Consider the following 14,311-nt stretch of genomic DNA (forward strand, 5'->3'; position numbering starts at 1 on the left):
TTATTCATTGGGATACACGATTAGTCAAGTTGCCGATATGACAGGACTAACTGCACATACATAGCGCTTTTATGACAAGCAGGGCTTACTGCCCTTTGTTGATCGTAATAAGGTGGGTAACAGAAATTTTAAAGAGAGTGATTTTGAATGGCTTGCCGTAATAACATGTTTGAGAAAAAGTGGTATGTCAGTGAAAAAGATTAGACAGTATGTTGATTGGGGCATGGAAGGAGACGTTACATTAAATCAGCGTCTTGAAGTGTTTGAAACACACAAAAAAGTTGTTAAGGAGAAAATTGCCGAATTAGAAGAGTATTTGCAGAAAATAGATTATAAGATTTGGTATTACAAAACAGCTATTGATTTTGGGACAACAGCGGTACACTCACAAAATAACTGTGTGTTTGCAGATGAAACGTAATGTAAGCTGAAGACCGGTACCGTAATTTAAATCGCTTAACCTCTATGGATATCCTATCCTATCTATTCCCCATTCCTGAGAACCATACAGCTTCATGTTTTTCGAAAAGGACAAGAAGTTGTACCCATACAAGAAGAACCTGCTGTCGCCGTCCTTTGGTGGCGCAGCAAATTTCTTCCCTCAGTCCTTATTGAATGGATAAATGTGAAACTTATACATTCTATAAGGTAAATAAAAACCCGCGCTCAGCGCGAGTTATTATGGATATATGTTCTTGTCCGGCACAATTGTGCTAAACGGCAGATTACATCAACTAATGTTCGGATTAAGGGACTATATAGTACATGTTCATGATAGTTTATTATGCATTATAAATAGCTTCAAGTCTTTCCGCGCCTTTGAATGCGACGGCTCCGCCTTCTTCCAACGCGCCTACCATTCGGCGAACGAGCCGTCGTCGTAAGCCAGTCTCGGCGTATCCCAATCGCCGCCGTAGCCGCGTTCGATCAACGCTTCCTCGTTGATCTCGATGCCGAGGCCCGGGCCTTGCGGCACGGCGATATTGCCGCCCTCGACCACAAACGGCCGTTTCAGATAGCCTTCGCCGAGGTCCCACTTCTCCGCCATGGACGGATGCTCCTGGATGAGGAAGTTCGGCGTGCAGGCATCGAGCTGGAGACAGGAAGCGAGCGAGATCGGCCCGAGCGGGTTGTGCGGCGCCACGGTTGCATAGTGCATCTCGGCCATCGCCGCGATTTTGCGGCCCTCGAAGATCCCGCCGGCATGGCACAGATCCGGCTGGACAATGGCGACGGCGCCTTTCTCCAGCACCTCGCGGAAGCCCCAGCGGGTGAACAGCCGCTCGCCGGTGGCGATCGGAATGCTCGTCGACTGCGCGACGCGCAGTAGCGCATCCACGTTCTCCGGCAGGCACGGTTCCTCGATGAACATCGGGTAATACGGCTCCAGGGCTGCCGCAAGCCGGATCGACATCGCCGGGCTGACGCGCCCATGGAAATCAATGGCGATGTCGAGCCCGCTGCCGGCTGCTTCGCGGATGGCCGCAAACTTATTCGCCACGTTCTCCACGAACGCCAGCGTGTCGATCTGCCGCACCGGCGCGTCGACGCCGATCTTGATTGCGGTGAAGCCCGCTTCCATTCGCTTCTTCGCGTTCCCCGCGATCTCGTCCGGCGTCGCCCCGCCGCAGTGGCTGTACATGCGGATGGTCTCGCGTACTTTTCCGCCGAGCATTTCGTAGACGGGCATGTTGTAGAACTTGCCCTTAATATCCCACAGCGCCTGCTCGATGCCGCTGATCGCGCTGACCAGCACCGGGCCGCCGCGGTAAAAGGTGCCCCGGTACATGATCTGCCAGTGGTGCTCGATGCGCAGCGGATCTTGGCCGATCAAGTAGCGCTTCAGCTCTTCCACCGCGGTCGCGACAGTAAGCGCACGGCCTTCGACGATCGGTTCTCCCCACCCGCTTATCCCTTCGTCGGTCTCGATCTTCAGAAACAACCAGCGCGGTTTCACATGGTATAGCTTCATATCGGTGATTTTCATAATGATTCGTCTCCTCCTGCGTTTCACTTGGATTCGTCCTGCTTCGCCTGCCGTCATCCATTTACCGGTCAATTATGCCGCATTCTCGGATGCTTTTGCTTCCGCCTAGCCTTTATCCGCCCATACCGGCAGCAGAGCGCCGCCGTCCATGTATACCGTCGTTCCCGTCATATAGCCCGCCTTGTCGGAAGCGAGGTACACGGCCGCCTCGCCGACCTCGTCCGTCGTGGCGAAGCGGCCGAGCGGAATACGCGAGGCCACGCCGGCAATGCGCGCGCGCACCTGCTCATCCTTCGGTTCGCCGAGCAGGGTGTAGCCCGGTGCGATGCCGACGACGCGGATACCGTAGCCGGCCAGGTCGAGCGCCATGTTCTTCGTCAGCTTGTTGACCGCCGCCTTCGCCGCGGCGTACACCGTCGCGTTCGACCACGTGCCTTCCGCATGGTTGGAGCTGATATGGATGAGCGCGCCTTTCGTCCCCTGCTCCGCCATGATGCGCGCCGCCCGCTGCGAACAGAAGTAGAGCCCCTTCAAATCCGTGTTCATCACTTCGTCGTACAGCTCCGGCGTAGTCTCCAGAAACGGCTGCATCCGCGTAATGCCGGAATTCGCCACGCTCACGTCCAATCGGCCGAACGCCGCGCGCGCACCGTCGTACAACGCGTCCACGCCTTCGATCGTCGAGATATCCGCCTGTACCGATTCGGCGCGCACGCCGATGGCCCGAATTTCCTGCACGACAGCCTCCGCCTTCTCCGCGCTGCGGTTGTAATTCACGCAGACGTCATAGCCAGCTCTCGCAAATGCCAGCGCGATGCCTCTGCCGATGCCTCTGCCGGAGCCCGTAACCAATGCTACTTTGCGTTCCATATTCTATCCCTCGCTTCCTCGCGCTGTCGGCCGCGACCGCAGCCACAACCGCTGTTATCCTTTCAGCCCCGTAAACGACACGCCTTTCTCGATCAGCTTCTGGCAGGAAATAATAATGATCATAAGCGGGATGGTGGCGATGACGAGACTGGACATAATGACGTTCGCTCCCATGCTCTGCCGGTTCTGAAAATCGTTCAGCGCGACCGTGAAGGTCCACACCTGCGGCGATTTCGCCACGACGAGCGGCCATAGGAATTCGTTCCATACGGCGATGAACGTCATGACCGAAACGACCGTGAAGATCGGCGTGGACATCGGAATGATGATCCCCCAGAAAATATGAACCTCCGAGGCCCCGTCGATTCTCCCCGCCTGAATGAGCTCACCCGGCAGCTGATCGAAGAACCCCTTGAACAGGAAGATGACGATCCCCCACGCGGTATGCGGCAAAATAATGCCCCACAGCGTGTTAACCAAATGCAGCTTATCCATCGTCAAGTAAAGCGGAACGAGGATCGCCAGCTCCGGAATCATGATCGTCGCGACGAAAAAAAGCGTTAGCCAGCCGCCAATGTGCCTGCGCACGAGATGAGCCAGCGCATAGCCCGCCATGCCGCCGATCAGCAGCTGGGACACAATCGTCGCGCCCGTCACGATCACGCTGTTCAGCAGGAAGTGCTGGAAGCCGTAAGCGTTATCATCGCCGCTTGCCATCTGCCAGAGCACGATGTAATTATCGAACAGCCGCTTCCAGTCCCCTGACTCTGAAATCGTTTGCAATTCTCCTTTGATGACCTTGGATTCCAAGATCAGACGCTGGACCGTGCTCGCCGTCTCCGGCAGCTCAGCCGGGACCGTCATTGCGCCGTTATACTCAGCTCCGCCGGAGCCGAGCATGCGGAAATCAGTCAGGCCCCGCTCGCGGATTTGCGGCAGCTTGATCCGCATCGTCGCGTCCGTGGCCAGCTGGGTCGGCACGATTTGCGGCCGTCCGATCGTGAAGTTGTACGCGGGCATGTATGCTATATATACGACATGGCCATCCTTGATTCCTGTCACGCGCATGGAGCCAATCGCTTCGTTTTGCATTTTTTTCCACGTGAACCAGATCGCCTCCATGGCGTCCAATTCGAGCTCTTCCGGCTTCTGCAGCTTCGTGCCGTCGTAATTCAAGGTGATGTTGACGGACTTGGGCACCTTCGGGACCCAGGTCGGCGGAAACTTGTAAATGGAGATGTTGTCCTTCATCGACGAGCTGATCATCCACAATAACGGAATGACGGAGACGATGATGAAAAACGCGGCGACCGAATAGGAAACGATTTTGACGGATAAAGCGCCGCGCTCTCTTATGCGTTTGTTCCGTGCAGCCATGGCTGGCTCCTTCCCGGCAGGTTCTGAGTCATTCCCTGCCCGACATTTTGATTTGTGCGTACGTAATGAGCGCGATGATGAAGAACATCACGAAGGAGACGGCGCCCGCCACCCCGAAGCGGAACTCCTTGAAGGAGCTGTCGAAGACGAGCATGGACAGCGTTCGCGTGCTGTTCGCCGGCCCGCCGCCGGTCATGATATACATCGGGTCGAACGTCAGGAACACGCCGGAGATGAACGCCACGAACTGGATGCCGATGACGAATTTCAAGCTCGGGAAGACGATGGCGGACATCCGCTTCCAAGGTCCGGCGCCGTCGATTTTGGCCGCTTCGATGTTCTCCGCCGGGATGCCCTTGAGCGCCGAGTAATAGATCAGCATGCCGAGCCCGGTGCCGAACACGCCGGGAAACACGATCGCCCATTTGGCCATGTGCGGGTCGTTCAACCAGCCGTAAGGACCAAGCCCGACGAAGTGCAGCAGGTAATTCAGCAAGCCGTAATCCGGGTTGTACAGCCACTTCCACAGCAGGTAGCCGGCAACCGCCGGAACCGCCGTCGGCAGCAGGTACAAGACGCGGATCGTCTTGTTTGCCGTCGTGATTTCGTTCAGTAGAATCGCCTGCATGATCGGAATCCAGAACGTCAGGATGAAATAAATGCCGAAGAAGGCGAACGTGTTCTTGAGCGCATTCCAGAATTCGGTCGAATGGATCAGGTACGCATAGTTGTCGAGCAAGACGAAGCGCCCTGGGGGATCGATGACCTTGTAGTCGAAGAAGCTCATGTAGACCGCTTGGAACAATGGATAATATTTGAAAATCAAAAAGGCGAGCACCGCCGGGGTCAGGAAAAATATCGGCGTCCAGGCGATCTTGAAGCGGAAGCCGGGCTTCGCTCGCAACGGTGTCCCCGGCTGCTGCAGGGCTGTTTTCATTCTCGTCCGCATCCTTTCGCGCGAAATTGGTGAGCGGAGCCCTCTGCGGCCGCCCGGCCCGCTTCAAGTCTCCGCTCCGGTATTTATTTCTTCACGGATGCGTTGTACGCATCGATGACTTCCTTCTGCGCGGCCGCCTGCGCTTCCGCGAGCAGCGCCTTCGGATCCGATTTCTCATCGGTCAGCGCCTTCTGGACTGCTTTGACCACGTACGGCGTCAAGCGTTCCTTCAGGAAGTACTCCAGATGGGTATTGGCTGCCGCCTTGTTGACGTTGTCGATCAGCTCCTGCGAGACGTTCTCCGCGAAGTCCGCCGGGTTCACGTCGCTGCGGACCGACAGCAGGTTCGGGAATAAGCCGTTGTCGGACTGGAATTGCAGGTATTTCTCGAGCACTTCCTTGGAATTAATGTAGGTGATGTACTTCCAGGCTGCGTCCTGTTTCTCCTTGGACGTCTTCGGATTGATGATCCAGTACGCGCCGCCGATCTGGCTAGGGCCTTGGCCGGAGGGACCGACCGGATACGGCGCGAAGCCGACGTCCGCGAGATCCATGCCGTTCGCAGCGTAATCCCCGAAGCCGCTGGACGCACCGTTCGACATCGCCGCGCGTCCCTGGAAGATATCGTTCATGTTGTCCTGGTAGCTCTGCAGCACGTTGTTCTGCACGATTTTGTGCTTCCACTTCAGATCCTTGTAGAATTGCAGCGCCGTAACGGACGGCTCTTCCGTGAAGGCGAGCGTCACCGTGCCGTCGTCGTTCAGATGCGTCAGGTCGCCGCCCGCCTGCCAGACGTAATACTCGAACCACCAGTCCGCCCATTCCATGCCCAGCAGTGTGATGCCGTACTGTTTCTTGGCGGTGTCCGTGAGCTTGATGCCGTCCGCGACCAGTTCGTCCCAATTTGCCGGCGGCTTATTGGGATCGAGCCCCGCGGCCGTGAACATCTTCTTGTTGTAGAACAGGCCCGTCGCGTACATGTCATGCGGAATGCCGTACACTTTGCCGTCGATCGTGCCGGCTGTCATCGAAGAAGGAATGAATTGATCCTTATCCGCATATCCGTCCCAATAAGGCGTCAGATCGAGCGCCAGGCCTTGGCCGACCCAGTCTCCGATGATCGGGAAATGCGCCGATTGATAGGCATCCGGGCCGTTCCCGCCTACCATCGACGTCACGAACACCTCGCGGTCGTTTGTGCCTTGCGGCATCGTCTCGTGCGTGACCTTGATGTTCGGATTCGCCGCTTCGAAGCCAGCCTGGATTTCTTCCCATACCGGTTTGTTCGGATCCTCGGGCTGCGGCTGGTCCCATACCTTGATCTCGACCGTTCCGCCGGCATCACCTGCGCCCGCGTTCGCCGTTCCTTCGTTCGCCGCGTTCGTGCCGGCATCCGCATTGGCAGCCGCCGCGCCGTTGTTGCCGTCCATGCTGCCTGTGTTCGTGTTAGAGCCGCCGCTGCTGCCTCCGCAGGCCGTAACCGTTAGCAATAATGACAGGATGATTGCCGCAAACGTCCATCTTCCAAACAGATTTTTGTTCTTCATCAGTTGGCTGCCTCCCTTATGGTAATCATTCACAAATCAAGTGTATAATTTGATGAGAGCGCTTTCTATATAATTTCGTAACCTCTCTTTAGCAATATTCTAAGCTCTTCCGTCCGCTGCTTTGCCGCCGACAGGAATAGCCTCCTGCCTGTCGAATACCAACCCTTACCCGCAACCTGTCTATGAAGGAGGTTGATCGCCTGGATCATCGATGGCTGAGATTGGGAAGGCCGCGCACCGTTCAATTCCGCAGCAAGCTGATTCTCTCTTTCTTCGTCGTCATCGGCTTGACCGCGCTCATCATGGGTTACTCCTACTACCGGATCATGCAGAGTGAGCTGCAGGCCTCCACCCTGGACGGTCTAGAGAAGATGACGGAGCAGACCGCCGACACCTTGAAACTGCACTTCAAGACCATCAGCAATATCGGCTACAGTTATTTCAGCGACACCTCCCTGCAGAAATTCCTGAGCGGCGGGCTGCCGGACTTCGACGACCAGCAATATTACCGCAACAAGCTGGAAGGACAGAAGCTGCAAAATCCGCTCATTGCCTTCATCAAGATCGCCAGTCTGCGCGGCGACGAATACTCCAGCTATTACTACTACAATTCCGGGGTCAGGGAGCTGTTCGAGCAGGACCAGGAGCGGCTCTTCGAGCAGGCAAAACGGCTGGACGGCTATCCGCTCTGGACAGCTTCCATCACGAAGATCAATACCTCGCGAACGCCCGTGCAAACGATCAGCTACGTCCAGCAGCTCAAGCGGATCACCTCCAACTCGCAAACGCCGATTGGCTATATCAAAATCGACATGGATCCAGCCATTATCGAAAAGGCATTCATCGGACTAAGCAACGACGACGGCAGCGCCTACTATATCGTCGACCGCCAGGGACGGGTTATTTTCGCCAAAGATCACGAGTTGATCAATGCGTCCATCGCCGACTCTCCGCTCTTCGCCGGTTACCGCGCCCATCCGGTCCCGGACCGATACGTCGACTACCGGTTCAAAAGCGGCAGCCAAATGAACATCGGCTTCTACCGCGCGCTCGGCTACGGCGATTGGCTGGTTATCGGCAGCGTGCCGCTCGACCGCATTGTGAACAAGGTGAACACGTTCCGCAATCTGCTCGTCCTGATTGCGCTCGCCAGCTTTCTTGCGGCGATGCTAATCGGTTCCGCGATCGCCGCGGGCTTCACGAAGCCGTTGAAGGAACTCAACAAGCGGATGAAGCAGGTCGAGAAAGGCGATTTTCAAGCGTTCATCGACGTGCGGGGCACGGATGAGCTCTCCACCATTCAGCACAGCTTCAACAAGATGACGTACGAAATCCGCTCGCTTATCCATAAAGTGTACGAGACGGAGCTGCTGAAGAAGGAAGCGGAGATCAAGGCGCTGCAATCGCAGATCAACCCGCATTTTCTGTTCAATACGCTCAGCACGATCGACAGCATCTCTTCGATCGACGGCGACGAACGCATCTCGTATATTTGCCTCGCGCTCGGGGGCATGCTCCGCTATAACCTGAACGGCGGCGGGCTCGCCACGGTCCGGGAAGAGGTCGCGCATCTGAATCAATATTTGTCCATCTACCAAATCCGGTTCGGCGGGCTGTTCGTCTACGAGATCGACGTGGAGCCGGGCATTGAGGAGCTGATCGTGCCGAAGTTTCTCGTGCAGCCGCTCGTCGAGAACGCCGTCATTCACGGTCTGGAGCAGAAGCTCGGGCCCAAATTCGTGCGGGTGGCGCTGACCAGCCTGGACGAAGCGACGCTTCGGATCGACGTTTATGACAACGGCGTCGGCATGGATCCGGCCATAATCGAGCTGCTGCGCCGCAAGCTGACCGATTCCCCGGACATCGTGTCGCGGCAGTCCTCCGCGCGGACGATGATCGGTCTGGCCAATGTGTTCAAGCGCGTTCAGATGTATTTCGAAAGCGATCCGCAGGTGATCATCGATAGCAAGCCGGGGGCGGGAACGCGAATCTCGTTCCGGCTGCCCAAGCAAACAGGAGGAGGACATCCCGATGAAGGTTATGATCGTTGAAGACGAACCCCTGCTGCGGCAGGGCCTTATCCGCAAAATCGATTGGGAGACGCTCGGTCTGCAGCTGGCTGGCGAAGCGGGCGACGGCTTCGAGGCGCTGTCCAAGCTGGCGGGCTGCCAGCCGGATATCGTGCTGACGGACGTGCGGATGCCCGGCATGGACGGTTTGCAGTTCATCGAGCAGGCGCGGACGCAGAGCCCGCGCTTGAAATTCGTCATCATCAGCGGCTTCAATGAATTCGAATACGTGCGCACGGCGCTCCAATACAATGTCAAGGACTATCTGCTCAAACCGATCGACAAGGATAAGCTGCACGGTTTGTTGGGCGACTTGTGCAAGGAGCTCCGCGAAGAACAAAAGGACGCGGCGGATCTGACGCAGCTTCACGAGCTGGGAGCCTGGATCCGGCAGAGCCATCTGCAGCCGCTGGACTTCCAATTGACCCACCTCATCTCGGAGGCGGATGCGAGATGGGACGGTCTCCCGCCCGCGATGTCGGCCTGCCGGAGCTTCGCCGCGGCTGTCGTGCGGATCCGCGGCGGAGCGGACAGCCGATTCGGCCCGGACGAAGGAACGCTGGCCAGGTTCGCCGTTCAGAACGTGCTGGGGAATACGCTGCTCCCGCTCGCGAATATCTCCTCCGTCGTCTTCAAGCACGCTTATCATAAAGAAGAGATCGTCGCCCTTCTCGGCTCCGAAGCCGCCTTCTCCCTTAAGCCGCTCGCGGAAGCGCTGACCGGGACCGCGGCATGGATCTCACGCCATCTCGGCTTGACCGTGTCCATCGGCATCAGCGGGACGAAGGAAGAGCTGACACAGCTCCGGTTCGCGTATACCGAGGCACGCAAAGCGCTTCAGTACCAGCTGCTGCTGGGAAGCGGCAGCGTTTGCACCGAAGCCGGAACGGAAGCGGGCCGGCAAGCCGCGGACGCCAGCCCGCGGCTGATGGACGAGGCCGAGCGCGTCATGCCGGCCATGCTGGATGAGGGCGCGTACCGTGACTTCCATGCGTATGCCGGCGGACTCTTCCGCCGTCTCGCGGAGTCGCCGGATGCCCGCTACGACCAGCTGGAATTCGTCTATGCGGAGGTGATGCGAATGCTGCGCAAGCACGCGGCGAAGCAAGGCACGGCCTTGCCGAGCGCATCGGCGGGCTCGCCTGCCGCCTCTCTGGAGCAGCTCTCCGGCTGGTGTGAGATTACAGCAGTGATCGACCGGCAGCTGAAGCATTTGGAGAGCATCGCCGGCAGCGGAACCGACCGTTCGTGCGACGATATCATCGCGCACGTGAAGCGGCATATCGAGGAGCATTACGCGGAGGAGCTGTCCCTTCAGTGGGTGGCGGAGACGTATTTCATCCACCCGAATTATTTCTCCAAGCGGTTCAAGCTCGTCGTCGGCATCTGCTTCAGCGATTACGTTACGCGAATCCGCATGAACCGCGCCCGGGAGCTGCTTCGCACGACGAACTTGAAGATCGCGCGGATCTCCCAACTGGTCGGCTATGAGGACCAGAATTACTTCTGCAACGTCTTCAAGAAAACCGCTGGCGTCAGTCCGTCCGCCTACCGTGTCTGACAAGCGCCAGAAGGAGAAAGAGCTCCGTCCCCTTCCGGGACGGAGCTCTCTTGGTATCCTCTTATTCAGCCAAATCAAGACTGGCATGTTATCGTAATGCCTCTTGATGATTTCCCATAACAAACAACATGCAGCATATCGGATCCGCGGAAAATCCGTTCTTTCATGGTAGTTCAGTATGAACCGACCTTAAAGACAGGAGACTGCTTTCCATCAGAAGATAATTCGCACTCCTAAACGCATCAGGCTCTAGAGGGCTGCTTCCTTCAATTTTATTAAAGTGCACCTGCATCTCTTGCCGAATAGTACGAAGGGTAAATCGGTCGATAATGCAATTCGTCTCTTATACGCGTTGTATCGACGATCATGTCCCATGGATCAAACTCCTGCTGCAGCGCTTCCGACGAAACTTCGCTATTATGAAGCTGTAACAATTCCGCAGCGGCGATCGGCGCATCGTCGGCAACATTGTAGATTCGGCCATCAATACCTGGTGTGGAAGCTGCGAGCATCAGGGCTTGACTTACATCCGCATGGTGTGCCATAGAGAATCGTTTGGCTGGATTCCAATTACGCAATAACGGCAGAAATTCTGCGATATGGGGATCGCGATCGCCATAGACAAATGGAAGCCGCACTATGCGCAGTCCTAATCCCTGCTCGCGATAAAGCCGTAGCAGCGCCACTTCGGCATCAGCTTTGGATTGAGGTTAGGGAAAGGCAGGCCTGAGCTCGTCATCTTCACGTTTTGGTCTCGAATGATCCCCGGAACCGTACACATTATTGGTGCTGGAAAAAACAAACCTTGGCACATCCGCCTTCAACGCAGCGTGAGCTAATGCTATGCTGCCATCGAAGTTTGACAATCTGGTGGTGTTCTCGTCTACACCACGGAACTGTGCTGCCAAGTGAACCACAACATCAGTGCCCCGGAGAGCGTCAACAACTCCGAGAGCTATTCAGCTCATCCCCCCTACTTGTTCAACCATGGTTAGGCTGGTTGGGACGTTGATCCCGTATCACATGCGATAGTGTCGAAAACAAGAAGGTTAGGGCTGCCGGTGAAAATACTAGGGGAGTCATGGAATGAATCCAGTCATAGGTTTCGATGTGTCCAAGGGAGAGAGTCATGCCCAAGCTTTTTTAGACCGTGGGATACCTCAGGGGAAGATTTTTAGGAGATCGTGTGTGCTCAGACTGTTAGCTGCCTTCCAAACTTTGATGCAATAGGAGAGCAATTGTTGCGCTAACCTGCCAGTCTCAAGCAGTTTAATTTCCGTACTATCGTGAGCGGTTAGCGTCAACATAAGCCTATTTCTACTAGCCTAATATGTGACCTTCAAAGTTTAAATTTACGAAGGAATTTCTCTTGATTTGACAAATATTGTCTTCAGGAGGCGATTCGTATGTTTGCTGTAGGCCAGGAATTATACCTAGAAATTGATCTAAAGAAGGCAATGTTTGCGCAGCTACCGGTCCAGGTTAAATACGACGATTCTGGCGAGATCGCCGATTACGGTGGCCCGATCGAGGAGCTGACCGCCGATGCCGTCAATATCAATGGTATGTACAACACAAAAGCTGCATGCCGGTTCTATGTTCGGTAAGTGGCACTCTATATTTGCTAACTGCATTAGGCTGACGGATTCATTGCCGGCAGCCTTTTAATTGAGCTCTAGTGCCCTTTAGCAAAGTAATAAAAACGGCTGCCTAAGCAGCCATACTTGTCACTTGCCTTTATGTGTTCTTGATTAAATCCGCAATCAAAAGCTGACAGTATCAATATCGAGCTCCTCAGCTCTGACTTTCCTGCCACTTAGACCCTGAGACCCTGATATATCTGCTTTTAGCAGAGACAATGGTTCCACCTTTAAGCTCATTCTCATATCCCCCTTCGAATAATAAATTGATCTGTATTTGTCACTTCAACATACACCCATCATTTTCCTTTATTATCCACGCGCAGCGAAGACCGCTTTTAATGCTATGGCAGTCTCCACCTTGCGATTTCATTCACATTGATTGCCGCAGAGATGCCGGTATCTTTCCTGAACAAATCCGCTCATTACTGCAAGGAAATTTTGGAATGGTCGACAATAAGCGCCATCCCTCGCGGCTCGTTTGCGTTAAACTTGATCTGGCTTATAGACGCGGAGGGGGAATCGATGTTGAACAAGTACGACGTAATCATGATTGGCTGCGGCCACAACGCGCTGATCGCGGCCGCTTATTTGACGCAAGCGGGGAGAAGCGTCTTAATGCTGGAGAAGAATGACCGCCCAGGTGGATTTTTGCGTACGGAAGAACTGACGTTGCCCGGCTTCAAGCATGACGTCTACGCCGCAGCCCACCCACTGTTCCTGAGCGGCCCCGCTTATGCAGACTTCAGGGAAGCGCTCCAGGCGCGAGGACTGCGTTACGTGAACACGGAACTTCCAACCGGCGTCTCGATGGAGAACGGCGAGACGGCCGTCTTCTCACGCTCGAGCAAAGACTTGGCCGTTGAGGCTGAGCGTCTGGCCCCCGGTGACGGCGCTGTGCTAGGACGTATGTTCGAGGCATTTGCACCGTATGCGGGGAACGTTTTTGAGTTGTTTAACCTAGACTTATCTGGTCAGCAAGCTTCAGAGATTATCCGGAAGTTGCTATATGACCAACGAAATGGGGGCAAAGGCTATTCGGCGTTCGCCGCTTCCCTATTTTCCACCGCCCGCAATGCGGTGAGCGATTTCCGGTCTCCAGTCATGCGCGCCATGCTGGCATCTTGGGTCACGCATCTGGGCCGCACACCGGACGAAGTCGGTAGCGGTATCTGGGTGCCGCTCACAGCGATGGCGCTTATGGGCGGCGGGATGCCTATTCCCGAAGGAGGCAGCGAGATGCTTGCACAGGCATTGACTCGATTAGTGCAGGATCAGGGTGGCACGATCGTAACCGGTACACGAGTTGAGCGGATCATTGTCAAAAACGGCAAAGCCGTCGCCGTGCGCACAGCGGAAGGAGACGAATACCACGCGAAGCATACTGTCGTCGCCTCCACCGGCCCGGACCAGTTGTACCTGTCGCTCTTGGCGGATGAGCAAATTAGCCCCGACATACGCGGCCAAGCAAAGCGATACCGCTATGGAAGAGGTTGCGTTCAGATCCATCTGGCGCTGAGCGAAGCGCCGAAGTGGCCCGATCCGCGGTTTGCCAGAGTCGGCCAGCCCCATCTGACCGATGGGCTCGACGGCTTCACCCAAGCCATCGCGCAAGGGTTTGCCGATCTTCTGCCGGCCAAGCCGACCTTTACGGTCGATTGCTCTACCAATCTCGATCCCAGCCGAGCGCCGGTCGGCAAAGCGATCATGCGGCTCCAAGTCCTTGAGGTGCCTTGCCGCCCCCGCGGCGATGCTGCCGGTCAGATTGACGTCGGCGATGGCACGTGGACGCAAGAATTGACCGAACGATTCGCTGAGCGCGTGATCGCCATAGTAGGCAAACATATTCCGAACATTCCGGGCGCTATCATCGGCAAGTCCGTCGTCACGCCTGACACCCTTGCCCGTTTCAACCCGAATTCCGGCCCCGGTGATCCCTATGGCGGATCGCGCGACTTCGCGCAAAGCTACTTGTTCAGCCCGCTGCCTTCCCAGCCGGGCCACCGGACGGAGATCACGAATCTTTACATGCTGGGCGCTGCCACTTGGCCAGGACACGGCATCAACGGCGGATCGGGCTACATCGTGGCGCAGCAACTTCTATCTCTCGATCAATAGTGAATATACTACTCGTTATTGAGCTCCCTCGGTACGATTAAGTTTTCTCACGAATGCTCGCTTATTCGCAGGATTTCACCCTTGTTAGACATGCATGAAGGTCGTTCGGGTGACCAATTCATAGACCTGGACAACATGAAGGCGTGAGGAAATAGAGGGGGAGATTGAAACCCCATATTCTTCCATATCCTGCACGTATTCTCCA

At 55.9% G+C, this 14,311-nt stretch carries 11 protein-coding genes and 1 pseudogene; 5 read left to right on the forward strand and 7 right to left on the reverse strand.

Annotated features, from left to right (window positions below; translation table 11 throughout):
* Positions 1-76: 76 nt before the first annotated feature.
* A pseudogene (locus tag AC0YNV_RS27410) lies at positions 77-421 on the forward strand (MerR family transcriptional regulator); the annotation flags it as partial.
* A 432-nt stretch (positions 422-853) separates the two neighbouring features.
* On the opposite strand, the gene dgoD reads toward AC0YNV_RS27410, so the two are convergent.
* The 5 genes from dgoD to AC0YNV_RS27435 all read right to left on the reverse strand — a co-directional run bounded on the left by dgoD (position 854) and on the right by AC0YNV_RS27435 (position 6,718).
* On the reverse strand, positions 854-1,987 hold the full coding sequence (gene dgoD, locus AC0YNV_RS27415; protein ID WP_475770874.1) for a galactonate dehydratase: 1,134 nt from the start codon (positions 1,985-1,987) through the stop codon (positions 854-856).
* Between the two features lie 105 nt (positions 1,988-2,092).
* Positions 2,093-2,857: an SDR family NAD(P)-dependent oxidoreductase gene (locus AC0YNV_RS27420; RefSeq protein ID WP_475770875.1), complete on the reverse strand. Its 765-nt coding sequence runs from the start codon at positions 2,855-2,857 to the stop codon at positions 2,093-2,095.
* 54 nt (positions 2,858-2,911) lie between these two features.
* Positions 2,912-4,234, reverse strand: a complete 1,323-nt coding sequence (locus tag AC0YNV_RS27425) for a carbohydrate ABC transporter permease (protein ID WP_475770876.1) — start codon at positions 4,232-4,234, stop codon at positions 2,912-2,914.
* 28 nt (positions 4,235-4,262) lie between these two features.
* Entirely contained in the window at positions 4,263-5,171 is a 909-nt protein-coding gene (locus AC0YNV_RS27430; RefSeq protein WP_475770877.1) for a carbohydrate ABC transporter permease, read from the reverse strand.
* A gap of 83 nt (positions 5,172-5,254) precedes the next feature.
* Complete coding sequence (locus AC0YNV_RS27435; RefSeq protein ID WP_475770878.1) at positions 5,255-6,718, reverse strand: extracellular solute-binding protein; 1,464 nt, start codon at positions 6,716-6,718, stop codon at positions 5,255-5,257.
* A gap of 182 nt (positions 6,719-6,900) precedes the next feature.
* Here AC0YNV_RS27435 and AC0YNV_RS27440 point away from each other — a divergent pair, with 182 nt between their 5' ends.
* Both AC0YNV_RS27440 and AC0YNV_RS27445 read left to right on the forward strand, forming a co-directional pair.
* The gene (locus AC0YNV_RS27440; RefSeq protein WP_475770879.1) at positions 6,901-8,769 is read left to right on the forward strand and encodes a cache domain-containing sensor histidine kinase; all 1,869 of its coding nucleotides are present in this window, start codon (positions 6,901-6,903) and stop codon (positions 8,767-8,769) included.
* Positions 8,750-10,348 (forward strand): response regulator transcription factor, encoded by a 1,599-nt coding sequence (locus tag AC0YNV_RS27445; protein WP_475770880.1) that lies wholly within the window; start codon positions 8,750-8,752, stop codon positions 10,346-10,348. Before AC0YNV_RS27440 ends, AC0YNV_RS27445 begins: the two co-directional genes overlap by 20 nt.
* Positions 10,349-10,623: 275 nt before the next feature.
* Here the strand turns inward: AC0YNV_RS27445 and AC0YNV_RS27450 are convergent, their stop codons facing one another.
* Together AC0YNV_RS27450 and AC0YNV_RS27455 are read right to left on the reverse strand one after the other, a co-directional pair.
* Positions 10,624-11,034 (reverse strand): NAD-dependent epimerase/dehydratase family protein, encoded by a 411-nt coding sequence (locus AC0YNV_RS27450; protein WP_475770881.1) that lies wholly within the window; start codon positions 11,032-11,034, stop codon positions 10,624-10,626.
* Positions 11,035-11,058: 24 nt separating this feature from the next.
* Positions 11,059-11,307, reverse strand: a complete 249-nt coding sequence (locus AC0YNV_RS27455; RefSeq protein ID WP_475770896.1) for an NAD-dependent epimerase/dehydratase family protein — start codon at positions 11,305-11,307, stop codon at positions 11,059-11,061.
* Between the two features lie 447 nt (positions 11,308-11,754).
* Between AC0YNV_RS27455 and AC0YNV_RS27460 the strand changes: the two genes are divergently transcribed.
* The gene (locus tag AC0YNV_RS27460; RefSeq protein ID WP_210045947.1) at positions 11,755-11,955 is read left to right on the forward strand and encodes a hypothetical protein; all 201 of its coding nucleotides are present in this window, start codon (positions 11,755-11,757) and stop codon (positions 11,953-11,955) included.
* A 558-nt stretch (positions 11,956-12,513) separates the two neighbouring features.
* Entirely contained in the window at positions 12,514-14,106 is a 1,593-nt protein-coding gene (locus AC0YNV_RS27465) for a phytoene desaturase family protein (RefSeq protein ID WP_210045935.1), read from the forward strand.
* The last annotated feature ends 205 nt before the right edge of the window (positions 14,107-14,311 follow it).

This window comes from Paenibacillus sp. JT31N11 (assembly GCF_056269285.1).

Excerpts from the sequence above, each read along its gene's own strand:
- AC0YNV_RS27440 (WP_475770879.1), top strand. The coding sequence starts at position 6,901 with ATGAAGGAGGTTGATCGCCTGGATCATCGATGGCTGAGATTGGGAAGG.
- dgoD (WP_475770874.1), bottom strand. The coding sequence starts at position 1,987 with ATGAAAATCACCGATATGAAGCTATACCATGTGAAACCGCGCTGGTTG.
- AC0YNV_RS27425 (WP_475770876.1), bottom strand. The coding sequence starts at position 4,234 with ATGGCTGCACGGAACAAACGCATAAGAGAGCGCGGCGCTTTATCCGTC.
- AC0YNV_RS27435 (WP_475770878.1), bottom strand. The coding sequence starts at position 6,718 with ATGAAGAACAAAAATCTGTTTGGAAGATGGACGTTTGCGGCAATCATC.
- AC0YNV_RS27460 (WP_210045947.1), top strand. The coding sequence starts at position 11,755 with ATGTTTGCTGTAGGCCAGGAATTATACCTAGAAATTGATCTAAAGAAG.
- AC0YNV_RS27465 (WP_210045935.1), top strand. The coding sequence starts at position 12,514 with ATGTTGAACAAGTACGACGTAATCATGATTGGCTGCGGCCACAACGCG.
- AC0YNV_RS27420 (WP_475770875.1), bottom strand. The coding sequence starts at position 2,857 with ATGGAACGCAAAGTAGCATTGGTTACGGGCTCCGGCAGAGGCATCGGC.
- AC0YNV_RS27445 (WP_475770880.1), top strand. The coding sequence starts at position 8,750 with ATGAAGGTTATGATCGTTGAAGACGAACCCCTGCTGCGGCAGGGCCTT.
- AC0YNV_RS27430 (WP_475770877.1), bottom strand. The coding sequence starts at position 5,171 with ATGAAAACAGCCCTGCAGCAGCCGGGGACACCGTTGCGAGCGAAGCCC.